The organism is Rhizobacter sp. J219, from assembly GCF_024700055.1.
Lineage (GTDB): Bacteria > Pseudomonadota > Gammaproteobacteria > Burkholderiales > Burkholderiaceae_C > Rhizobacter.
The window spans coordinates 4,994,135-5,015,516 of the sequence record NZ_JAJOND010000001.1; the positions used below are offsets into that span (position 1 = coordinate 4,994,135).

The following is a 21,382-nucleotide window of genomic DNA, read 5'->3' on the forward strand; positions in this document are numbered from 1 at the left end:
TCAGGGCTGCAGCCAGCGGGCGCTGGCCGCCCCGAACATCGCCCGGCGCTGGCCGTCGGGGTGAAGCTCCAGCCAGTCGATGGCCTGCACCTGGGCGTCGACCACCGCGAAATGACCGAGCGCCTGCGGGTCGGGCCGCGGCAGGGCCGTGTCGTCATCGAGTTCGGTGCCGGGTGGCAAGGGCGACAGGTAGTCCTGCGCTGCGGGTGAGAGTTTGATCTGCGCCCAGCGCGAGGTCACGGCGAGGCCCGAGGTGTCCAGGCTCAAGGCGACCCGGCAGCGCAGCTGCCAGCCGAGGGCCGGTGCCCACATCACGAGCGTGCCCCGGGGGTGCGAGGCCAGCTGGGTGGCTTTGGCGCTGCGCCGATCGGTGTAGATCAGCAGGCGCTTCTGCTCCGGGGTCACCTCGCGCAACACGACGATGCGGCCGTCGCCCAGCTCGCCATCGGTGGTGGCCAGCACCGGCGTGCGCCAGGGGTGCTGCTTGTCACCGACGCAGGCGGCCAGTTCGCGCCACACCGCGGCTTCGATTTCCGTCAAGGACTCGAGCCGCGGCGTGCCCATCTCACGCTTCCTTGCGTAGCGAGGGGAAGAGGATCACGTCGCGGATGCTGGGGCTGTCGGTCAGCAGCATCATGAGCCGGTCGATGCCGATGCCGCAGCCGCCGGTGGGCGGCATGCCGTATTCGAGCGCGCGGATGAAATCGGCGTCGTAGTACATCGCCTCCTCGTCGCCGGCTTCCTTGTTGGCGGCCTGGGCCTGGAAGCGCGCGGCCTGGTCTTCGGCGTCGTTCAGCTCGGAGAAGCCGTTGGCGTATTCGCGGCCGGTGATGAAAAGCTCGAAGCGTTCGGTCACCGACGGGTCGGCGTCGGAGGCACGCGCCAGCGGCGACACCTCGACCGGGTAGTCGATGATGTAGGTCGGGTCCCAGAGCTTTTCTTCCACCACCGCTTCGAAGAGACCGAACTGAAGCTCCGGCAGCTTCCAGTGCGCCGGGGCTTCTTCGCCCAGGTGCTTGAGCTTGTCGCGCAGCAGCTTCTCGTCGCTCGCTTCGGCCACGCTCAGGCCGGCATGGGCCACCAGCGAATCACGCACCGTCAGGCGGGCAAAGGGCTTGTCGAGGTTGACCGTCTTGCCGCCGTAGCTGAGCACCGCCGAGCCGGTCGCGCAACGTGCGGCGTGGCGCAGCACCTGCTCGGTGAAGTCCATCAGGTCGTGATGGTTCCAGTAGGCCGCATAGAACTCCATCATCGTGAACTCCGGGTTGTGCCGGACGCTGATGCCTTCGTTGCGGAAGTTGCGGTTGATCTCGAACACCCGCTCGAAGCCGCCCACCACGAGCCGCTTCAGGTACAGCTCGGGCGCGATGCGCAGGAACATGTCCTGGTCGAGCGCGTTGTGGTGGGTGACGAAGGGCTTCGCGTTGGCGCCGCCCGGGATCGGGTGCAGCATCGGCGTTTCCACTTCCAGGAAGTGGTGCTCGACCATGAACTGGCGGATGGCCGAGATGGCCTTGCTGCGGGCGGCGAAGCGGGCACGGGCGTCGTCGTCGGTGATCAGGTCGACGTAGCGCTGGCGGTACTTCTGCTCCTGGTCGGTCATGCCGTGGAACTTGTCGGGCAGCGGACGCAGGCTCTTTGTCAAGAGGCGCAGCGTGGTCACGCGCACCGACAGCTCGCCGGTCTTGGTCTTGAAGAGCGTGCCCTCAGCGCCGAGGATGTCGCCCAGGTCCCAGTGCTTGAAGGCGTTGTAGACCTCTTCGCCCAGCGCGTCCTTGGTGACGAAGAGCTGGATGCGCGCGGTGCTGTCTTGCAGCGTGCCGAAGCTTGCCTTGCCCATCACCCGCTTGAGCATCAGCCGGCCGGCCACGCTGACCGCGATGCCTTGCGGCTCCAGCGTCTCGTTGTCGAGGTCGCCGTGCTTGCGCACCAAGTCGAGCGCGCGGTCCTTGGGCTTGAAGTCGTTGGGGAAGGCCACGCCCTGTTTGCGGATCGCCGCGAGCTTTTCACGTCGTTCGGCGATGAGCTGGTTGTCGTCTTGTTCCATGGCAGGGCGGGGGAATGAAGCGGTTGAGCGAACCGGCGATTCTAAGTGGGCCACCCCTAGAATCGCGGCCCTATGAGGCATGTGGCCGATCAGCTCTATTTCATCGCCTTGGCGCTGATCAACACCGTGCACGGCCGGCTGCCGTTTTTCGTCCGCCCGGTGCTGTACCGCCTGTGCGGCTTTCGCATCCATCGCAATGCCACGCTGCAGGGCGGCATCCGCTTCTTCCACGTGGGCCGGCTCGCCGTGGGCGAGGGTTCGCTCATCAACCGCGGGGTGTACCTCGACAACCGCGGCGGCATCGAGATCGGCTGCAACGTGTCGATCGCGCACGACGCCAAGCTCTACACGATGGGGCACGACCCGCGCGACCCGAGCTTTGCCACCAAGGCCGCGCCGATCCGCATCGACGACCATGCGGTGGTGTTTGCCGGTGCGATGCTGATGCCCGGTGTTCACGTGGGGCAGGGCGCCGTGGTGATGGCCGGCGCGGTCGTGACGAGAGACGTGCCGCCCGGCCGCATGGTCGGCGGCAACCCGGCGGTCGACATCGGCGAGCGGGGCTGCGTGCCGGCGTACACGCTCAGGCGCCGTTTCTGGTTCGCGCATTGAAACGTATCGCCATCGTCGACCCGGGCTCCTTCGTGCTGCCCTACGACTTCCACCTCGTGAAGGCGCTGGCGGCGAACGGGCGCACGGTGGACTTCTACGGCTCGACCACCCGCTACAACGGCGAGTTCCTCGACGCGATGCGGGCGTTGCCGGGCGTGTGGGTGGTCGCCCGGGCCATCTCCAGCAGCGTGGCGCCGCGCTGGCGGGGGGCGCTGGCCTATGCGATGCAGTTGCTGTCGCTGCTGTGGCATGCGCGTCGCTACGACATCGTCAACCTGCAGTTCAGCGGCTTCTGGCCGGCCGAAGTGCTGGTGTTCGGGTGGCTGCGCCGCAAGTTTGTCTTCACGGTGCACAACGCCGTGCCGCACGGCTTCGAGGGCGCGCAGCATGGGCCGACGCGCCGGCTGGCGGAACGCGCCCGCCGGCTGGTGTTCGTGAGCGAGGCGAGCCGGGACGACTTCCTGCGGCGCTACGGCGAGGCCTTCCGTGCCAAGGCGAGTGTGTTGCCGCACGGACTGCTGCCGGTCACGCCGACCGCGCCCGTGGTGCCCTACACCTCGACCACCGTGCCACGCACGCTGGCGTTCTGGGGCCGGGTGCAGCCCTACAAGGGCGTCGAGCTGTTTGCCGACCTCGCGCGCTCGGCCGAAGTGCAGCGCCGCGGCATGGTGCTCGCCGTGCACGGCGCCTGGGCGCCGGCGCTCGCACCGTTGCGCGAAGAGCTGGGGCAGCTCGGCGTGACGGTTCGCGATGCCTTCCTGGGCGACGCCGAACTGCTGACCCTCCTCGGGCAAGACGCCGTCTTCCTGCTGCCCTATCAGCGCGCCACGCAATCGGGCGTGCACTACGCGCTGCTCAACCACGGCCGCCTCTTCTTCTGCACCGACACCGGCGACCTCGGCGCCTTCATGCGCCGCCACGGCCTGGAAGGCCTGCTTCTGCGCGATCGCACGCCCGAAGCCGTGCTGGCCTGCCTGGACCACCTGGCCGCGAACGGCGAGGAGGTGCGGCGCAAACTGGCGGCCGCGCAGGCGGCGCTGCAGTGGGAGCGGCTGCTCGCGGAGTCCGGCGAGGCGTACCGGGCCTAGCCTGCACTGCACCCGGTGCGACAATCCGGCCCTTCGATCCGCGGCCGCCTGCCGCCCGATCGACCCCATACCACCCATGAAAAGACTCTTCAAAGCCGCGCTGGCGCGCGCCGGTTGGGAACTGGCCCGCACCGGCGACCGTGACGCGCAGTCGCTCGCCGACCTGACGCCGGCCGACCGCCAGATCATCCAGCGCGTGTCCCCCTTCACGATGACGAGCCTGGAGCGCCGCGCGAGCCTCCTCGGCGCCGTCGACCACATCGTCAAGCACCGCATCGCAGGTGACATCGTCGAGTGCGGCGTCTGGCGTGGTGGCAGCATGATGGCCATCGCGCTCGCGCTGATGGCGCGTGGCGACACATCGCGCCACCTCTACCTCTACGACACCTTCGAGGGCATGAGCGAGCCCACCGAGCACGACAAGGCACTGAGCGGCGAACTGGCGCAAACGCAACTCGAGCGCACCGACCGCGAGCACCCCCTGTGGGCCGTGGCCGGGCTGGAGGACGTGAAGGCGAACCTGGCGTCGACCGGCTACCCGGCCGAGCGCATCCACTACGTGCAGGGCAAGGTCGAAGACACCATCCCGGCGACGCTGCCGAAGCAGATCGCCCTGCTGCGACTCGACACCGACTGGTACGAGTCCACCCGCCACGAGCTGCAGCACCTCTACCCGTTGCTGGCGAAGCACGGCCCGCTCATCATCGACGACTACGGCCACTGGCAAGGCGCCCGCCAGGCAGTGGACGAATACTTTGCGAACGCCGCCGAGCCGGTGTTCCTGCACCGCGTGGACTACACCGCGCGCTTGCACATCAAGGCATGACGGCCACGGCACCCAAGCTCTCGCGCACCTTGCCGGCGGTGTATGCCGCGGCGGCGGTGCGCCTGCTGCTGCCGGTGCTGGTGCTGCCGCTGATGGCCACGCGCATGGGGCCGGAAGAGTTCGGCCGCCTGAGCTTCGTGCTGGTGTGGAGTGCGCTGCTGGCGATGGTGGTGGAGGGCGGCTTCCTGGCCGCGGCCACGCGCCTCGCGGTCAACGCCGATGCACCGCGCCGCTGGCAGCTTGCGCAACAGGTGTTCAGCGCACGCTGCGTGTTGTGCATTCCGGCGATCGTTCTGTCGTTCGTGGCCGTGCAGGTGGCGGGGCATGGAGGCGACGCCTGGGCCGACACGCTGACGATCGCGGCCCTGGCCTGTGCGCTCGGCTGGCCCGCCACCTGGTACCTGCAGGCCACGCAGCAGCTGGCCCGATGGGCGCAGGTGGAGCTGGTGGTCTATGCGCTGCTCATTGCCGCCAGCTGGGCGTTCGCCCACAGCGCGATCGTCTATCTCACGCTGCAGCTCGCGGCCTCGACCGTGCTGGCCGCCCTGGGCTGGTGGTGGCTGCGGCGCGACCTGCCGGGCGAGCAGGGCCTCTGGAGCGTGCCCGCCGTGCGCCCCGGGCTGCGCCTGGGCTGGACCATGATGCCCGTCTCGATCGCCGGGGCCGCCTACTCCTACGCCTTGCCGGCGGCCGCCTCGCTGCAGATGAGCAAACCCGATCTCGGCACCTATTTCATGGCCGACCGCCTGGTGCGTGCGGTGCTCAATGCGGCCGAGCCGGTGTTCGCGGTGGTCTACCCGCGCATCGTCACGCTCTTCCAACAGGGCGCACGCATGGCCTTGCGCTATGCCGCGCGCTGGAGCGTAGGCGGGGTGGTGGTGGGTCTCGTGCTGTACGCGCTGGGCGTGGCCGGCTGGCAGGTCATCGAGCCGCTGGTGCTCGCGCGTGCCGGCAGCATCGACCTGGCCACCCTGCGCGCGACCATGCTCGTGCTCGGCGCCTTGCTTCCGCTGCTGCTGGGCTGGAAGTTCATTGGCTACTGGATGCTTGGCAGCACCCGGTTTGACACCGCCTACCGCAGCTGCGTGGTGATCGGCGGCATCGCCGGCACGCTGGGCGCCGCGACCTGGGGCGGCGCGGCCGGCCCCGTCGGCCTGGCCTGGGTGGCGATCGGGGTCGAACTGCTGGTGATGACGGTTGCGGTGGTGGGCATGTGGCTCACGGCACGCCGCTGAAAAGAAGAGACGAACGATCGTGGGCATCGACATCCACAACCTCAACTTCCTGGCGCATGCGCAAGACCTCGGCGTGCGCTACGAGCGCACGCTGGCGATCGGCCGCCAGGCCCTGTTCATCGAGTCCTTCGAGCTGGAAGACCACCGTCGCCTGCGCGGCCTGCCGCCGCTGGTCGAACCGGCGCGTGCGGCGGGCGTGCCGCGCTACTTCGAGCCGCTGATGCAGCAATGGCTGGGGGCGCGAGACGCCGAGTCGGTCGACGCCTCGGCCTATGAGAACGCCACGCACCTGCACGACATGAACCTGCCGTGGCCCGAGCCCAGCGCGCAGCGCGGTGCGTATGACGCGGTGCTCGACTTCGGTTGCCTGGAGCACGTCTTCAACTTCCCGGTGGCGTGGCGCAACGTCGTCGACCTGTGCAAGGTCGGCGGCCATGTCTTCCATTCGCTGCCGGCCAACAACCTGTCGGGCCACGGCTTCTACCAGTTCTCGCCAGAACTTTTCTTCAACCTCTACCGCCGCGACAACGGCTTCGCGCTGCTCGGCGTGTGGTTCGCGGTCAAGGGCGACCGGCGCCACTGGTGGAAGGTGGCGAATCCGATGGAGGTCAAGCGGCGCGTGAACCTGTGCAACAGCCATGAGGTCTACATGCTGGTGCTGGCGCGCAAGCTGCGGGACATCGGGCCGCTGCCGGCACCGCAGCAGTCGGACTACGCACAGGACGAGTGGGTGACCGGTCCTTCCGCGGCAACCCCAGCGGCCGTGGCACCGACCGTGCGCCAGCGCCTGGTGCGGCAGTTCGCGCAGTGGGGCCTGATCGATGCATTGCGCGCGGGCCGCGAACGCCTTCGTGCAATGCAGCGTGCGAGCCTCGCGCTGCCCGCCCCCGACTACCAGCGCGTGGACGTGCACACGCTGATCCGCAAGCCCCGATGAGCCGACCCGTGCGCGTGCTGCTCCTGTGTGACCGCCTCGACATCGCGGGCGGCGTGGAGCGCTTCGTCTGCATGCTGGCCAATCACCTCGCGGGCGAGGGCCTGGACGTGGCCGTGGGCAGCGTCGCCACACCTCGCAGCGCGGTGCGCTACCCGCTTGCGCCCGCCGTGCGGGTGCTGGCCGGCACGGCGGCGCTGCCGCAGGACGAATCGCGTTCGCGTGTAGGGCGAGCCTGGCAGCTGCTGCGCACGCAATGGCACATCGGCCGCGCGCTCTCTCGCCTGATCCGCGACGACCAGCCCGACGTGGTGCTGCTCAACGGCTTGACCACCGCGTGCTCGGTGCTGCTTTTCAGCGGCCGTTTCGCCCCGCGCATGGTCTGCTGCGACCACAACCACTTCGCGGCACGTTCGCGGCTGTGGCAGCGTCTGCGCGAGCGGCTCTACCCCCGGGTGGCGGCGGTGGTGAGTCTCACGCAGGCCGACGCGCCGCGCTTCCGTGCGATCAACCCGCGCACCGAAGTCATCTACAACTGCTCGGCGCTGCAGGCCGGCGCGCCGGCCCTTCCGGCGCAGCCGATCGTGCTGGCGGTGGGGCGGCATGTGGCGCAGAAGGGTTTCGATCTGCTGCTGCGCGCGTGGGTCGACGTGGTGCGCCGGGTGCCCGACGCGTGCCTGCGCGTCGTGGGTGATGGGCCGCTGCGCGCCGGGCACGAAGCGTTGGCGGTGCAGCTCGGTGTGGCCGGCAGCGTCGAGTGGCTGGCGCCGACGCTGGCAATCGAAGGGCTCTACCGCGAGGCGGCCGTGTTCGTGCTGCCCTCGCGCTACGAAGGCATGCCGCTTGCGCTGCTGGAAGCACAGGCGTTGGGCGTGCCGGCGGTGGCGTTCGATTGCCCGACCGGCCCGGCCGAGATCCTGAGCGACGACACCGGCCGCCTGGTCGCGGCCGGTGATGTGCCCGCGCTGGCCGCAGCCCTCGTCGAGCTGCTGGCCTCGCCGCCGCTGCGCGCCAGCATGGGCCGTGCCGCCATCGAGCGCAGCCGTGCCGTCTTCAGCCCCGACGAGCATGCACGGCGCTGGACGGCGCTGCTGCGCGAGGTGGGCGTGAAACAGGCCTATGGCCCGGCGGTGGCGGCATGAACGGCGAGCGCGTCGTTTCGGTGATCGTGCCCTGTCGCAACGAGCGGCGCTACATCGAGCGCTTCTGCGCCGGCGTGCTGGGCCAGCAGCTGCCGGCCGGGTGGCGACTGCAGCTGGTGGTCGCCGATGGCCAGAGCGACGATGGCACGCGCGAGCTGCTGCAGCAACTGGCCGCACGCGACGAACGCATCGTCTGGATCGACAACCCGGCCCGCATCGTGTCTCCCGGCCTGAACGCCGCGCTCAAGATGGCCGAAGGCGAGATCATCGTGCGCATGGACGTGCACACCGACTACGCGCCCGACTACGTGGCGCAGTGCCTGGCACTGCACGCCGAGACCGGCGCCGACAACGTGGGTGGCCCCTGGCATGCGGTGCCCGATGCGGGTGCCGGCGCCATGCAGCATGCCGTGGCCGCCGCGTTCCAGTCGCGCTGGGTGGCGGGCGGCGCCTCCTCGCGCCGGCTCGACTTCGAGGGCTGGGTCGATACTGTCTACCTCGGCAGCTGGCCGCGCCGCACCTTCGAGCGCTTCGGCGGCTTCGACGAGCAGCTCGTGCGCAACCAGGACGACGAGCACAACCTTCGCATCGTCAAAGGCGGCGGCCGGGTCTGGCAGTCGGCGCGCATCCGCAGCACCTACCGGCCGCGGGCTCGCCTGGGCCAGGTGTTCCGGCAGTACCTGCAGTACGGCTACTGGAAGCCGTATGTGATGAAGAAGCACGGGCAGGCGGCGTCGCTGCGGCATCTGGTGCCGAGCGTCTTCGTGGCGGGGCTCGCGGTGCTGGCGGTGCCGGCCGGGTTCGGCCTGGTGTGGCCGCTCGTGGCGCTGCTTGCCCTGTATGGCAGTGCGGTGCTGGCAATGACGGGGGCGGTGTGGCAGCAGCAGCGCTGCGCCCTGCCGGTGCTGCTGCGCATTCCTGCGGTGATCGCGGCCTACCACCTCGGCTATGGCATCGGCTCGCTGGCGGGCTGGTGGGATGTGCTGCGCGGGGCCGCGGGCCGTGCGGGCTTCACGACGTTGACGAGGTGAACATGGGCAAGGCGCCGCAGGAATCGACCGAAGCCCAGGCCGTGCGCGAGCGCTACGCCCGGCGTGCGGCGCAAGACCCGCGCTACAGCCTGCTCAACCCCGCGGCGCTGTGGGCGATGCAGGAGCGGCAGCGGGCGATGCTCGCGCTCTTTCGCCGGCTCGGCTGGCACGACCTTTCGACGCTGCGCCTGCATGAAGTGGGCAGCGGCACCGGCAGCAACCTCGTCGAGCTGGTCCAGCTGGGCTTCGACCCGGCGAAGCTTTCCGGCGTGGAGCTGCTGCCCGAGCGGCATGCGCAGGCGCGTGAACGCCTGCCCGCTGCCGTGGCGCTCTCGCAAGGCGACGCGCTCACGCTGAGCCCGGCGGCGGCGAGTGTGGACATCGTGCTCCAGTCCACCGTCTTTTCCTCACTGCTCGACAACGCCTTCCAGCAGCGGCTGGCCGCCGCAATGTGGGCCGCGGTCAAGCCGGGCGGCGGGGTGCTGTGGTACGACTTCACCGTCGACAACCCGCGCAATCGCGACGTCCGTGGTGTGCCGGTGGCGCGCATCCGGCAGCTCTTTCCGCAGGCCCGCATGATGAAGCGCAGGCTCACGCTGGCTCCCCCATCGCCCGTGCCGTCGCGCGGGTGCACCCTGCGCTCTACACTCTGTTCAACGCCATGCCGCTGCTGCGCACCCACGTGCTGTGCTGGCTTGCCAAGACCTGATTCCATGACCGAGAAGTTGCCGTTCCTGCCATTCGCCTTGCCCGACATCGGTGAAGAAGAAATCGCCGAAGTGGTGGACACGCTGCGCTCGGGCTGGGTCACCACCGGCCCGAAGACCAAGCGCTTCGAAGAAGACTTCACCGCTTTCCTCGGCGACCCGTCGCTGCAGTCGCTGGCGGTTAACTCCGCGACCGCGGGCCTGCACCTGGCGCTGGAAGCGCTGGGCATCGGCCCCGGCGACGAGGTGATCACCACCACGCACACCTTCACGGCCACGGCCGAAGTCGTGCGCTATCTCGGCGCCGACGTGGTGCTGGTCGACATCGACCCCGCCACGCTGTGCATCGACCCCGCGGCCGTGGAAGCCGCCATCACGCCGCGCACCAAGGCCATCCTGCCGGTGCACTATGGTGGCCTCGCAGCTGACATGCCCGCCTTGCTGGCCATTGCGAAGAAGCACGGCCTGAAGGTGGTGGAAGATGCCGCCCACGCACTGCCCACCACCTGCGGCGGCAAGCTCATCGGCACGCTCGACTCCGACGTGACGGTCTTCAGCTTCTACGCCAACAAGACCATCACCACCGGCGAAGGCGGCATGGTCGTCACGCGCCACGCCGAGCTGGCCAACCGCATGAAGGTGATGCGGCTGCACGGCATGAGCCGCGATGCCTTCGACCGCTTCACCGCCAAGGTGCCGAGCTGGTACTACGAGATCGTGGCGCCGGGGTTCAAGTACAACCTGACGGACATCGCCTCCGCGCTGGGGTTGCAGCAGTTGAAGAAGGCCTGGGCGTTCCAGAAAGCCCGTCAGCGCGTGGCCGAGCGCTACGACGAGGTGCTCGCTGGGCTGCCGCTGATGTTGCCGCGGCACGCGGCAGCGGGCGAGGTGCACTCCTGGCACCTCTATGCGGTACGTTTGGCGCCTGACGCTCGCGCGACGCGAAATGAAGTGATCGAAGCGCTCTTTGCTGGCGGCATCGGTTGCAGCGTCCACTACATCCCTCTGCACCTGCAACCCTACTGGCGTGACCGTTACGGGCTGACGCCTCAGATGTTCCCGCGCAGCCAAGTTACTTTTGAGCGACTCATCAGCCTGCCCATGTACTCGCGCATGACGCTCGCCGACGTGGACCGTGTGGTGCGCGCACTCGAACGAGCATTGGTCCGTGCCGGCGTATGACCAAGCGTGCGTTCGACTTCGTGGTGGCACTTGCAGGCCTGTTGGTACTGTTCCCGCTCTTTCTGTTGCTGGCGCTGGCGATCAAGCTCGACTCACCGGGCCCGGTGTTTTTCAGGCAGGTAAGGGTAGGCCGCCATGGTAGGCCGTTCCGGATCTTCAAGTTCCGCACGATGAGCGTGGCGCAAGCCGATTCGGGCTCCGAAATTACCATAGGAAACGATGTGCGCATCACCCGCGTCGGCGGGTTTCTACGGCGCTGGAAGCTCGACGAACTGGCGCAACTGATCGATGTGTTGCGCGGCACCATGAGCCTGGTCGGCCCGCGGCCGGAAGTGCCACGCTATGTGGAGCACTATTCCGACGAACGCCGCGAGCATGTGCTGAGCGTGCGGCCGGGCATCACCGACTTTGCCTCGCTCCGGTTTCGCGATGAGAGCGAAGTGCTGGCCCGTGCGGTTAACCCGGAGCGTGAGTATGTGGAAGTCATTCTCCCCGAAAAGCTGCAGTTCGCAGCCAACTATGTCGATCATTCCTCGCTGTCGACCGACCTGCGGGCACTCGGCCTCACCTTGCGTACTGTGTTGCTCCCCGATTCAGCCAAGCGCAAGGTGCGACGCATCGTGAGCAATCTCACCTTCTGGCGTTGGGTGGAAGCTCACCTCACCGACACGTCCGGCCTCCGAAAGTGGCTCGCCGTTGCGGTCGATGCCGTGATCGTGCTGGCTTGCTGGCACATCACCTACCTCTTTCGCCTTGGCTTCGAGAGGTGGCAGCCAGGGCGTCCGCCTTATGACGACGCAGTCTCAATCGGAGTGGTCGTCGCCTATCTGATCAGTCTGCAGCTCTTCGGAGTGCGTCATTCGGTATGGCGCTATTTCGGCTTCGACGATTTCCGACGCCTGATGCTGTCTTGCCTGGCCGCGGGTCTCGTGAGTGCCGCTGCCGTGCTCATGGCGCAACTCAGTGGCGTGGCGCGTGCGGTGTTGGTGCTGCACCCCGTTTTTTGCCTGGTCGCCTTGGCACTGGCACGCATGGCGCTGCGCGTCGTTTGGGAACACGCGAATGCTGTGGCGAGTGGTGATGACGACGCCACGCGGCGCTACGTGATCGTGCTGGGTGCGGGGCCAGTGGCCCGGCGGTTGCTGGCAGGCCTGCATCAGCGCCACGGGTGGCATGTGCTGTGCCTGCTCGATGACAGTCCGGCGCTCCAAGGCATCCGGGTGGCCGGCGTGCGGGTGGTCGGTGGATACGACCGCATTCGCGACCCGTCTCTGACGGCGACCGCCACGCATGTGATCATCGCGACGTCGGAAACCGGTGCCGACCAGCGCCAGCGCGTATTCGAGCTTGCCCGCCAGTCGGGCTTGGTCGTGTTGTCAGTCCCTGATCAGAGCGAGCTGATCAGCGCGTCTTCAGCGACGCACTGACCTCGCCGTTGACCTCATCGGCCGACCGGTATTCCGGCACGATGTTTTTCATTTGCCGGATCATTCCGTCATGGTCGTTCGCGTCGCAACAAGCCTTGAGCGAATCGATCATCTTGTCGAGCAGCAGCGGGTCGATGTGGCGCTCGCGCGCACTCATGATGCGGGGGTGCTGGCTCGGGATGACATCGCTGCCGATGAGTAGTTCCTCGTAGAGCTTTTCCCCCGGACGCAAGCCGACGAACTTGATCTCGATGTCTCCATTGGGATTTTCGGGGGTGCGTTCGCTCAGACCTGAGAGTCGGATCATCGAGCGCGCTAGGTCCGCAATGCGAACAGGCTCAGCCATGTCGAGCACGAACACCTCGCCACCCTGTGCCATGGCACCGGCCTGTATCACCAGTTGTGCGGCCTCGGGGATGAGCATGAAGTACCGGATGATGTCCGGGTGCGTGATCGTAATGGGGCCTCCCTCATGGATCTGCCGCTGGAACAGCGGGACCACCGAACCGGAGGAGCCTAATACATTGCCGAATCGGACCATCGAAAACACGGTGCCGTCGGTGCGTTGTGCGGCGGCTTGGAAGATGAAGCTCGGCAGCGCGCTTCGATGCTCCCATCACGTTGGTCGGGCGCACGGCCTTGTCGGTCGAAATGAGCACGCAGGTTTCGACGCCGGCTGCGATCGCTGCACGGGTGATCGCCTGCGTCCCGATCACATTGTTCAGGAGGCCTTGCCTGACGTTGCACTCCACCATGGGCACGTGCTTGTATGCGGCCGCGTGGTAGACCGTCTCGACACGATTGCCAAGGAATGTTCGCAGCAGCAGGTCCTCATCGAGGACAGAACCCAGGCACGGCACGATACTGGGGGGTTGGGATGCTGGCGCAGTTCGTGATCGATTGAGTAAAGAGCGAACTCGGAGTGGTCGATGAGAACCAACGCAGCCGGCCGTTGCGACACGATCTGGCGGCACAGTTCGCTGCCGATGGAGCCTCCCGCGCCGGTCACGAGAACCACCTTCCCCCTGATGTTGCGTGAGAAGAGCTGGGAGTCCGGCGGTACTGGGTCGCGGCCCAGCAGGTCGGCTACATCGACCTCGCGGATGTCAGAGACGTCGGCCCGGCCATTCACCAGATCCACCAGACCGGGCAGCATCTTGATGGGCAGGCCGGAATGTTCCAGGTCGGTGATCAACTGGCGCTTTCGCGACATTGTGGCCGAAGGCATTGCGAGAACGATCTGTGCGACATCGTGCCGATCGATTGCTTTGGCGAGCTGTTCAGGGTGGTAAACCTTGAGCCCCGCGACCGTCTTGCGGTGCAGGTCTGCTCGGTCGTCCAGGAAGCAGACGGCACGGTACTCAGTGCTGAACTGCATGGCCTGGGCCAGCTGAACCCCTGCGTCGCCGGCGCCATAAATGGCGGTGTGCAGGCGCGGCCGGTCGGGCTTCTTGAGCCCTTGCCGCAGTACCTGCCGTGCGATGAAGCGCGAGGTGATGACGTAGGTGAAGGCGACAAACCAGTAGATCAGGAGCGACGAGCGTGGTAGCACATGCACGTTGAGCAAGTTTGCCAGTGCGAACACCACCACCACCACCACTGCGAGCGCGGCACTTGCCGCGGCGATCACCCGCACGTCAATGTAGCGCACCACGGTGCGGTAGAGGCCCGCGGCGCCCAGGACGGGCAGGGTCAGTAGACCGAGCATCAGTTGTACCGCAAGCCCGGTCTCCAGCGCATCGCTCAAGGAGCCAAGCCTGAACGAAACTGAGGCCAGGACGCACAAGGGCAGTAGTACCGCATCGCTGCCGATCATCAGCGCGAGCTTGGCCTGCGGAGGGAGCGTCGCGAGAAACTTGCCGAATCTGGTTTTCAGCATAAATGTGGAACCGTCAGACGGCGAGTGCGTTGATGGTGGTATTGGGTGGGCTGCGTTCTCCAGGTTTCAACGAGACGCGCTGGAGGAGCCTGCTGTTTTCACCCAAGATTGCACCACCTGCCAAGCAAGAACCGGCGCCCAAGTGTCCGAAGTCCTGTACTTCGGCGTGATGATCGACGATAGCTCCGGTGTTCACCAAGGCCCCGTCACCCAGTTTGGCTTCACAGCCGATGACTGCCCCGGCCATGACGGTCACACCGCGGCCCAGCTTGGCACTGGGCGAGACAACTGCGGCCGGGTGGATCACATTGGCCAGTTGCATGCCACTTGCGAGGACGGCCTCGCAAAGCAGGCGACGCCTTTCGTTGTCGCCGAGTGCCACGATCGCAGCATCGGCGTGCGCGGAAAACTGTGCGATTTGCGTCTTGCCCAGAACAGGGTGACCCCAGACCGGCTCCACATCGGGCCAGCGATCATCGAGGAAGCCCACGAGGGCGTAGCGTGAAGTCGCGAGGACGGCTTCGGCAACAGACCGCCCAAACCCCCCCGCACCGACGATCAGCAAGCGTTCCATCCCTCAGACCTCCTGGTGGGCGCGGTCACCAGCCTTGTACCTGAATGCCAGCGCGACCAGCGGAATATAGGCGACGATGGTGGTCGCCAAACCATCTAGCTTGCCCAGGGCGACGGCCACTGCCAGAGGCAGCAGCCACAGCGTGTTGATCGCCGCGACGGCCATCGTGATGCGCTTGTGCGAGCCGTGCTTGCGCGAGGCGTACTGGTAGGCGTGGTTGCGGTGTGCCTCGTTGAAGCGTTCTCCGCGGCGGACTCTCCGGACCAAGGTGGTGGTGGCGTCGACCATGAAGACGCCCGTCAAGATGAACCAGCTCCAGTAGACGGCCGGTGCCTGAAAGGCGGCCCACAGCGAGAGGAAACCCAGCACCAGGCCGAGGAAGCCACTGCCGGCATCTCCCATAAAAATCTTGGCGGGCGGGAAGTTCCAGGCCAGGAAGCCGGCGACGCAGGCAGCGAAGAGTGCGGGCACGGCCCACATCGAGGTGCCAGTGGCGAGCCACCAGCACAGAGCCCCGCCGAGTGCGACGCTGATAGCTTCGACGCTGGCAAGACCATCGATGCCGTCCATGAAGTTGTAGAGGTTGATCATCCACGTGATGTACGACGCGGCGAGGGCGACGCCGAACCAGCCCAGATCAACCTGCCAGCCCAGCATGGGCACGGGCGGCAGCACGACTCCGAGGGCCACCACGCAGCCGATCGAGCCCGCCATGTGGGCCAGGAAGCGCCAGCGCGCTGGCAGTGGCTTGCGGTCGTCGACGAAGCCCACCAGCGCGACCAGCGCAGCCGAGAGTCCGAAAAGCCAGAACATCGGGCGCGGCACCCAGCCCAGCACCGCCAGAACGGTGCACACCAGGAGGAAGCTGAACACGATGGCGACACCCCCGCCACGCGGCGTGGGCAGCGTGTGGGAGCTGCGGGCGTTGGGATGGTCGAGGAGTTTGGCCGAGATCGCGTAGCGGCGCACCAGACCAGTCAGCAGTGCAGACGCGCAGGCTGCAGCGAAGAGGAGGATGAGGACGGTCATCGTGAAGGCGGTGCGGGCGTGTGCTGGCTTCGATCGGTGGACAGCAGCTCGTCCATCCAGCCAGCGATGCTGTAGCGCTGGTAAACATCTGGAGCAAGTTCCTCATAGGGGGAGTGAAGGAAGCTTGGCGGAATCGCAGGCGCGCGTCGGTCGATGATGCAGACGTTTCCGGGGCGGTAGAAGTCGTAGTTCTCGACGTGCCGGTTGGTCGTGACGAGCTTTTTCCGAGCGCCGACGGTCTCAAGCGTTCGCATGGTGAGACCGCGCTGGAGGGGATGCTCGATGTCCACGATCGCCCGGGATCGTCCGAAGACTTCCTGCACTGTGGCCTTGTCGAGCGGCACGAAGTGGAACTCTGCAATGCTGGCCCGGCGCATCGCGGGTTTCGCGAGTTTGTACGCGTGGTAGACCCAAGGCGCTTGAAGATAGAGATACCAATACGCCTGGATGTCGGCCGTCAGCGTGTCTCTCAAGCGGCTCACCACCGCGTAGCGATCGCTGTGGGCAGTCCCGATGAAGCTCAGGTGGTGGTCGAAGTCCGGCGTGACCGGGCGGCTGAAACCCGGTGAAAAGAACAACGGCCTCAGCTGCATTCCGAAGTGCTTTGCGCATTGGGGATCGAAGCTGAAGGTCGCGTCGAACTCACCCAGGTTGTCCACGATGCCACGGCGGTTCTCGATGGAATCCCAGGCGTAGAGAACTGTCCTTGCCATTGGGAAGCTGCGCCGGATCTCTCTCAGCATTTCCAGGGAAAGCGTCTGACCGTTGACTACGAACACCCAGTCGTAGTGGCGCGCGTCCCACTGCGAAAGCATCTTGCGGTAGAGACGATTGGCCAAAGGCAGCACCGTGCTGCGGCCGAGCCGCGTCACGGCCTTCTGCAGTGGGGTGTCGAAAGGACGATCGGGCAGCCAGTCCACCTGAGCGCCACGCCGCTCGAGTTCCTGGCGTATCGCGACCTCGTAGCCGAAGAAGCGCGGGGCGACATACAGCACCCGCTGGCCTGTCAGCATCCCGCTCATGTGGCAACGGTGCGGCGCTTGGGTGCGCTCAATTGGCCAGGCCCTTGCGCCTGAGTTCCTCGGTGGCTGCGGCAAGGCGGTCTTCGTGAACGGGCTGCGCCTGGGCCCACGCACAGAAGCGCCGCAGTCCTTGCGAAAGGCTCACCTCCGGTGTGTAGCCGAGCAGCGAGTGCGCTTGCGTTAGATCGGCGAAGCAATGGCGGATGTCGCCTACCCGGAACTGGCCCGTCACCCGCACGGGCACGGTCAGCTCTGCAGCGGCCAGCAGTTCGTGCGCCAGTTCGGTCACCGACGTCGGGCGTCCTGCGCCGAGATTCATCACAGCACCGGGCGGAAGGTCGGCCCCGACGGATCGCGTCAGCGCGTTGACGATGTCGTGCACGTGCACGAAATCGCGCGACTCAAGGCCGTCTTCATACAGCGGGATCTCCATGCCCTGGCGGGCGCGGTTGAAGAAGATGGAGATGATCCCGGTGTACGGGTTGCGCAGCGACTGGCCTTCACCGTACACGTTCTGGAAGCGGAACACGGTGCTCTTGAAGCCGAGCGCGGCCGATGCCGACATCAGCAGCAGCTCCTGAGAGGCCTTGGTGGCGGCGTACACAGAGCCCGGCGCGAATGCGAGCGTCTCCGGCGTGGCCACTGCCTGCAGTGGCACGCCATCGGAGTCGAGCGGCTCCCATTGGCCGCGGTCGAGCTGGGCTCGCGTGCGCGGGGCGGGCTGCAGCAGGCGATCCGGGGCCTTGGGCGAAACATACGCGCCTTCGCCGTAGACGCTCCGGCTGGAGGCCACCACGATTTGCGCTGGCCGCTTGTTGCACTTGGCGATGGCTTCGAGCAAGGCCGCAGTGCCGAATCCGTTGACGCTCACATAGTGGGCGATCCTGTACATTGACTGGCCAGTGCCGGTCTCTGCTGCGAGATGGAACACGGCGTTGGTCCCTTCGAACAGGTCGGGCCGCTCGGCGAGTTCGCGTACGTCGAGCCGTACAGCGCGAGTGCCCTCAGGCACGACGGTCGCCGGCATTTCGCCGTGAATTTGCGGGGACAGGTTGTCGATGGCTACCACCTCGTGGCCCTGCCCGACGAGGCGGCGGCAGAGTTCGAGACCGATGAAGCCGAGGCCTCCGAGGATGACGATTCTTTTCATGGTGCAGTCTCTAGTGGGTGGCGGCCGCGGAAGCGGCGGTGGCCGCCGGGAGGAGTCCATGCAGGAACCCGAACGTCTGCTCTGCGCAGGTCTCCCAGGAATAGCGATCCGCCAATGTCTGACCGATGCGAACGCGCTCAAGGGCGGCCGGCCAATCCATCAGCACCCCCCCTGATGGCCTGCACGATCGACTGGCTGTCGGACGGATCGAAGTACAGGCAGGCGTCTCGGGCAACTTCGGGCATTGGCGGGTGCCGTGAACTCACGATGGGGATGCCGAAGCACAGGGCTTCGATCAGCGTGTTGGGAAGATTCTCGCAAGACGAGGCGAAGACGAGCAGGTGGGACTGTCCGTAGAGCGGTGGAAGGGCGGCCAATGGCAGCTCGCCGTGGTATCGGACCGCCTCGGGTCCCAGGCCGGAGGCGTCCAGCGCTGCGTCGACGATCACCTTGTAGTCTGGGTTGGCGGGGCCGCACAGGTCGATGGTCAGCTGGGGATATTCACGGCGCAGCGCCTTCACGGCTTCAATGACTTGCACTTGGTGTTTGTACGGCTCGAGGCGGCTAGGGTAGACCAGGCGGATCGGCCCCTGGGGGTCTATCGTGGCAGGAAGCGGCGGTGAATCGTCGCTGCGACGGAACAGCTTGCGGTTGACGCCGTGGGCGATCACCGCCGTGCGACCGCGTGGGGTACCCATCGCACCGCCCACGATGCGCTCTGCAATGGTGGTGAGGAACACCATGCCGTCGGCCCGGCGGAAGGTGATGGCGTGGAAGCGGCGTAGCAGGTGCAGGCGCAGCCGGTCGAAGCTAAAGGTCGGGTACATGCCCCAATGCTCGGGTTCAAAGGGCATCATGTTGCGGCTGATCGTCGCGAAGGGACGGATGCCGCCGAAGTAGAGCCCGCCCGGGCTGTACAACAAGGAGCACCCGGTGCGCCGCAGCTCGCCCCCTAGCAGGAAGAACACGAAGAACAGGCGGAACAGCAGGTTCCTGGACAGGATAGCCTGCGGATGTTTCTCGATGTGCGGGCCATCTGGCAAAAGTGCCAACACCTCGTTAGATCCGAACACGCAGACACGGCTGAAACCATGCTTGTGCGGGTCGAACACGCGAAGGATGTTGGAGATGTAGCTCACGCCCCCGCCATTGCGGACGTTGTGCATGTCGATACCAAGCTTCATGCGGCGGCATTCCTCGCAAGTTGCAATGCGGGGCGTTCCACCCTGTGCCAGCTGGCCATCGCATAGGCTGTCGCCAGCACAAGCACCAATGCGAGGAAGCCGCCTGCGCCGAGGCTGGCGGCACCAGCGCCGATCAACAGCTGGATGATCGGGAAGTGGGACAGATAGACCCCGTAAGAGAAATCGGCGTCTTCGAACGGTGTGCGCCATTGCCGCATGTGTGTGGCCGCAAAGATGAAAAGAGACACGAGCAGCATCTGCAAGGCAGCCCGCATGTCGCCCAGTGTGTAGGCGAGCAGTAGCGCGCCAAGGGCGATCCATGCATTGCCGAAACGATGCGCGGGACGGTTGGCTAGGTCGAACAGCAGCACGCCCAGTCCGAAGAAATGAAGCTGGCCAGGCAACTGGTGCGCCAGGGACGGGTGAATGTTTTGGCCGGTCGATGCCTGCAGCAGATCCAGTAGCGGGCGCCAGCACAGGCCGATGATCATCAGCATCGCGGCGACCAGCCTGAATGACCACCGCCGGCCGCACGCGTGCAGCAAGGGGACGAGTGCGTAGAACATCATTTCGATCTTGATCGTCCACAGTGCACCGTTGATCTCCGTGTAGGCGTGGCTGTGGAAGACACCCGTCACGCCGGGCTGCAGGAAGTTCAGCAGGCTCAGGTTGGCGACCAAGTAGCGCCCCACCTCGCTGAAGTGCACGTCAGCGCCGAGGGATCGGGCCTGGGCGATGCCCAATGCCAGGAAGAGCAGCACGGCCACGACATAGGCGGGGTAGATGCGGAGGATTCTTCTCAGGTAGAAGCCGCCGATCTGCGGGGTGCGGGCATAGCTCCCGAGTACCAGGAACCCGCTCAGGATGAAGAAGGCCTGAACTGCCACCTCGGACGACAGGATCAGTCGCCATGCGTCGTACTGTTTGAAGCCGGCCAGCTGGATCGTGTGGGAGACGACGACACACAGCGCGAATAGCAGCCGAAGCTCTGCGATGTTGTTGAACTTCACGTCGAATGTCTCTTGCCGGCCATGCTCAGGAGGTGCTTGGTTCGGCGTTCACAGGTGCCGCCCGTTTTGCCTTGCGCCGTTTCGGTCTGACCTTCGCATAGGAATGGGCGATGAACGCCATGAGCATCACCACGAGCGTGGTCTGGTCGAAGATGACGTCGGTGTTGACCGAAAAGACGGCGGCTGTGAAGGCGAGTGAACCTAGCGTCAGCCCCATGACGGTCTTGCGCAGGGCTGCGCGCAGGTAGATGGTTGCGAGCATGCCCGTCAGGAAGGGCACCAGGAGGAAGCCGAACCATCGGAAATCACCCCAGGGGTAGATGAGGTAAGTGGCTGCGTTCAGGCCTTCGAAGTATTTGGTCGGATTGAGCAGTTCGCGATTGGCGATGAAATGCGTGAGGACTGGCCGTGTCAGCACCATGCCGTAGGTCGGTGCGTCGCTCGGCACGTGCCCTTCAACGGCCGCAGAGAGATTGAGCACGGCGGTCGCGCCGCTGTAGATGAAGGTCTGCTCGACCAGGGGTGACTCGAAGGTCGTGTTGGGGATCAAGCCGATGCCGCGCATCGCATTCATGATGAACAGCCCGGCGATAACGGTCAGTACTGCCAGGCCGGTTACCAAGCGGCGGGTCATCGTGCCGAAGACCAGTTCCCGCGCTTGCGCTGGATAGAGCAGCAGCAGGAACACTGCAGACAGGCCCATGAACATCACGCGGCTCTTTTGGAGCGTGATCATGTAGCCCGCGATGGCGATCAGCATCGGCAGCACATACACCATGCGCCGGTTCTCCATCAACTTGGCGAAGAAGACGATCGCCGTGACGTCGAGAAAGAGGACCGCCGAACTGATGGGTCCCAGATGGAAAGCCAACCGGCTCTTGAAGATCTCGTCGGGTTCAAGCCCCAGCTGGAACGCGAGGCCGGAGCGCGAGAATGCGTACGAGAAGATTGCCAGCCCGACGAGAAAGAGTTGCAGCAGGCGCCTGTCATCTGTGGCCGTGATTGCTGAGTGCCTGGCGGCAATCATGTCCCAAGGTTTGTGGCCATAGAAGGCATGCGTGACGAGCACCCCCATGGAAAATCCTGCGAAGCCCATCAGCATCGCGACGACGGCGGGCAGCCCGACGCCCTTGTTCAAGTGATCGTAGAGGGGCAGCACGAATTCGTATGGGATGGTCGTCAGTACCACCGCCGGAGTCCATGCGAGGAGTGCGATCACGATCGGGTTGAGCCGATACCGCCATGCCGACCATGCCGTTGCCAGCGCGATCCCCATCACGGACATGACGAGCAAGGAGTGGAG

General features: G+C 66.1%; 18 protein-coding genes and 3 pseudogenes. 10 read left to right on the top strand and 11 right to left on the bottom strand.

The genetic code is table 11. The features are described 5' to 3' along the window. Positions 1 to 564 (bottom strand): PNPOx family protein, encoded by a 564-nt coding sequence (locus LRS03_RS23770; RefSeq protein WP_257828671.1) that lies wholly within the window; start codon positions 562 to 564, stop codon positions 1 to 3. 1 nt (position 565) lies between these two features. After that, on the bottom strand, positions 566 to 2,047 hold the full coding sequence (gene lysS / locus LRS03_RS23775; RefSeq protein WP_257828672.1) for a lysine--tRNA ligase: 1,482 nt from the start codon (positions 2,045 to 2,047) through the stop codon (positions 566 to 568). Positions 2,048 to 2,119: 72 nt separating this feature from the next. Here lysS and LRS03_RS26635 point away from each other — a divergent pair, with 72 nt between their 5' ends. The 10 genes and pseudogenes from LRS03_RS26635 to LRS03_RS23825 form a co-directional block, all read left to right on the top strand. Further along, a complete protein-coding gene (locus tag LRS03_RS26635; RefSeq protein WP_308296461.1) occupies positions 2,120 to 2,659 on the top strand; it encodes an acyltransferase in 540 nt (179 codons plus the stop codon). Next, complete coding sequence (locus LRS03_RS23785) at positions 2,656 to 3,747, top strand: glycosyltransferase (RefSeq protein ID WP_257828673.1); 1,092 nt, start codon at positions 2,656 to 2,658, stop codon at positions 3,745 to 3,747. The genes LRS03_RS26635 and LRS03_RS23785 overlap by 4 nt, the downstream gene beginning before the upstream one ends. A 76-nt stretch (positions 3,748 to 3,823) precedes the next feature. Then, complete coding sequence (locus LRS03_RS23790) at positions 3,824 to 4,573, top strand: TylF/MycF family methyltransferase (protein ID WP_257828674.1); 750 nt, start codon at positions 3,824 to 3,826, stop codon at positions 4,571 to 4,573. Then, positions 4,570 to 5,808 (top strand): oligosaccharide flippase family protein, encoded by a 1,239-nt coding sequence (locus LRS03_RS23795; RefSeq protein WP_257828676.1) that lies wholly within the window; start codon positions 4,570 to 4,572, stop codon positions 5,806 to 5,808. Before LRS03_RS23790 ends, LRS03_RS23795 begins: the two co-directional genes overlap by 4 nt. A 19-nt stretch (positions 5,809 to 5,827) precedes the next feature. Then, positions 5,828 to 6,745, top strand: coding sequence for a class I SAM-dependent methyltransferase (locus LRS03_RS23800; RefSeq protein ID WP_257828677.1), 918 nt, complete (start codon positions 5,828 to 5,830; stop codon positions 6,743 to 6,745). Beyond that, positions 6,742 to 7,884 (top strand): glycosyltransferase, encoded by a 1,143-nt coding sequence (locus tag LRS03_RS23805; RefSeq protein WP_257828678.1) that lies wholly within the window; start codon positions 6,742 to 6,744, stop codon positions 7,882 to 7,884. Before LRS03_RS23800 ends, LRS03_RS23805 begins: the two co-directional genes overlap by 4 nt. Then, positions 7,881 to 8,915, top strand: coding sequence for a glycosyltransferase family 2 protein (locus tag LRS03_RS23810; RefSeq protein WP_257828679.1), 1,035 nt, complete (start codon positions 7,881 to 7,883; stop codon positions 8,913 to 8,915). Before LRS03_RS23805 ends, LRS03_RS23810 begins: the two co-directional genes overlap by 4 nt. A 137-nt stretch (positions 8,916 to 9,052) precedes the next feature. Next, a pseudogene (locus tag LRS03_RS26640) lies at positions 9,053 to 9,334 on the top strand (class I SAM-dependent methyltransferase); the annotation flags it as partial. Between the two features lie 294 nt (positions 9,335 to 9,628). Further along, positions 9,629 to 10,804 carry a DegT/DnrJ/EryC1/StrS family aminotransferase gene (locus LRS03_RS23820; RefSeq protein ID WP_257828680.1) on the top strand — a complete coding sequence of 392 codons (1,176 nt, stop codon included), beginning with the start codon at positions 9,629 to 9,631 and terminating at the stop codon, positions 10,802 to 10,804. Then, positions 10,801 to 11,385, top strand: a pseudogene (locus LRS03_RS23825) (sugar transferase); the annotation flags it as partial. The gene LRS03_RS23820 and the pseudogene LRS03_RS23825, both read left to right, overlap by 4 nt. Positions 11,386 to 12,205: 820 nt before the next feature. On the opposite strand, the gene LRS03_RS27105 reads toward LRS03_RS23825, so the two are convergent. From LRS03_RS27105 to LRS03_RS23870, 9 genes and pseudogenes are all read right to left on the bottom strand, one after another. After that, positions 12,206 to 12,772, bottom strand: a complete 567-nt coding sequence (locus tag LRS03_RS27105) for a polysaccharide biosynthesis protein (RefSeq protein WP_489739931.1) — start codon at positions 12,770 to 12,772, stop codon at positions 12,206 to 12,208. Then, positions 12,702 to 14,110: pseudogene (locus LRS03_RS23835) on the bottom strand (polysaccharide biosynthesis protein). The gene LRS03_RS27105 and the pseudogene LRS03_RS23835 overlap by 71 nt, the downstream one beginning before the upstream one ends. Positions 14,111 to 14,123: 13 nt before the next feature. Continuing rightward, positions 14,124 to 14,684, bottom strand: a complete 561-nt coding sequence (locus tag LRS03_RS23840; protein WP_257828682.1) for a PglD-related sugar-binding protein — start codon at positions 14,682 to 14,684, stop codon at positions 14,124 to 14,126. Positions 14,685 to 14,687: 3 nt separating this feature from the next. Next, positions 14,688 to 15,713 carry an MraY family glycosyltransferase gene (locus LRS03_RS23845; protein WP_257828683.1) on the bottom strand — a complete coding sequence of 342 codons (1,026 nt, stop codon included), beginning with the start codon at positions 15,711 to 15,713 and terminating at the stop codon, positions 14,688 to 14,690. Beyond that, on the bottom strand, positions 15,710 to 16,735 hold the full coding sequence (locus tag LRS03_RS23850) for a WaaS/CpsH family glycosyltransferase (protein WP_257828685.1): 1,026 nt from the start codon (positions 16,733 to 16,735) through the stop codon (positions 15,710 to 15,712). The genes LRS03_RS23845 and LRS03_RS23850 overlap by 4 nt, the downstream gene beginning before the upstream one ends. 28 nt (positions 16,736 to 16,763) lie before the next feature. Beyond that, complete coding sequence (locus LRS03_RS23855) at positions 16,764 to 17,885, bottom strand: NAD-dependent epimerase/dehydratase family protein (RefSeq protein WP_257828687.1); 1,122 nt, start codon at positions 17,883 to 17,885, stop codon at positions 16,764 to 16,766. 137 nt (positions 17,886 to 18,022) lie between these two features. After that, entirely contained in the window at positions 18,023 to 19,069 is a 1,047-nt protein-coding gene (locus LRS03_RS23860; protein WP_257828688.1) for a glycosyltransferase, read from the bottom strand. Beyond that, positions 19,066 to 20,079 (bottom strand): acyltransferase family protein, encoded by a 1,014-nt coding sequence (locus LRS03_RS23865; RefSeq protein WP_257828690.1) that lies wholly within the window; start codon positions 20,077 to 20,079, stop codon positions 19,066 to 19,068. Before LRS03_RS23865 ends, LRS03_RS23860 begins: the two co-directional genes overlap by 4 nt. Before the next feature lie 25 nt (positions 20,080 to 20,104). Further along, the gene (locus tag LRS03_RS23870; RefSeq protein WP_257828692.1) at positions 20,105 to 21,373 is read right to left on the bottom strand and encodes an O-antigen polymerase; all 1,269 of its coding nucleotides are present in this window, start codon (positions 21,371 to 21,373) and stop codon (positions 20,105 to 20,107) included. Positions 21,374 to 21,382 lie beyond the last annotated feature (9 nt).

Coding starts and splice junctions, on each gene's coding strand:
- LRS03_RS23770 (WP_257828671.1), bottom strand. CDS start 564: ATGGGCACGCCGCGGCTCGAGTCCTTGACGGAAATCGAAGCCGCGGTG.
- lysS (WP_257828672.1), bottom strand. CDS start 2,047: ATGGAACAAGACGACAACCAGCTCATCGCCGAACGACGTGAAAAGCTC.
- LRS03_RS26635 (WP_308296461.1), top strand. CDS start 2,120: ATGAGGCATGTGGCCGATCAGCTCTATTTCATCGCCTTGGCGCTGATC.
- LRS03_RS23790 (WP_257828674.1), top strand. CDS start 3,824: ATGAAAAGACTCTTCAAAGCCGCGCTGGCGCGCGCCGGTTGGGAACTG.
- LRS03_RS23795 (WP_257828676.1), top strand. CDS start 4,570: ATGACGGCCACGGCACCCAAGCTCTCGCGCACCTTGCCGGCGGTGTAT.
- LRS03_RS23805 (WP_257828678.1), top strand. CDS start 6,742: ATGAGCCGACCCGTGCGCGTGCTGCTCCTGTGTGACCGCCTCGACATC.
- LRS03_RS23810 (WP_257828679.1), top strand. CDS start 7,881: ATGAACGGCGAGCGCGTCGTTTCGGTGATCGTGCCCTGTCGCAACGAG.
- LRS03_RS23820 (WP_257828680.1), top strand. CDS start 9,629: ATGACCGAGAAGTTGCCGTTCCTGCCATTCGCCTTGCCCGACATCGGT.
- LRS03_RS27105 (WP_489739931.1), bottom strand. CDS start 12,772: ATGGTCCGATTCGGCAATGTATTAGGCTCCTCCGGTTCGGTGGTCCCG.
- LRS03_RS23840 (WP_257828682.1), bottom strand. CDS start 14,684: ATGGAACGCTTGCTGATCGTCGGTGCGGGGGGGTTTGGGCGGTCTGTT.
- LRS03_RS23845 (WP_257828683.1), bottom strand. CDS start 15,713: ATGACCGTCCTCATCCTCCTCTTCGCTGCAGCCTGCGCGTCTGCACTG.
- LRS03_RS23850 (WP_257828685.1), bottom strand. CDS start 16,735: ATGAGCGGGATGCTGACAGGCCAGCGGGTGCTGTATGTCGCCCCGCGC.
- LRS03_RS23855 (WP_257828687.1), bottom strand. CDS start 17,885: ATGAAAAGAATCGTCATCCTCGGAGGCCTCGGCTTCATCGGTCTCGAA.
- LRS03_RS23860 (WP_257828688.1), bottom strand. CDS start 19,069: ATGAAGCTTGGTATCGACATGCACAACGTCCGCAATGGCGGGGGCGTG.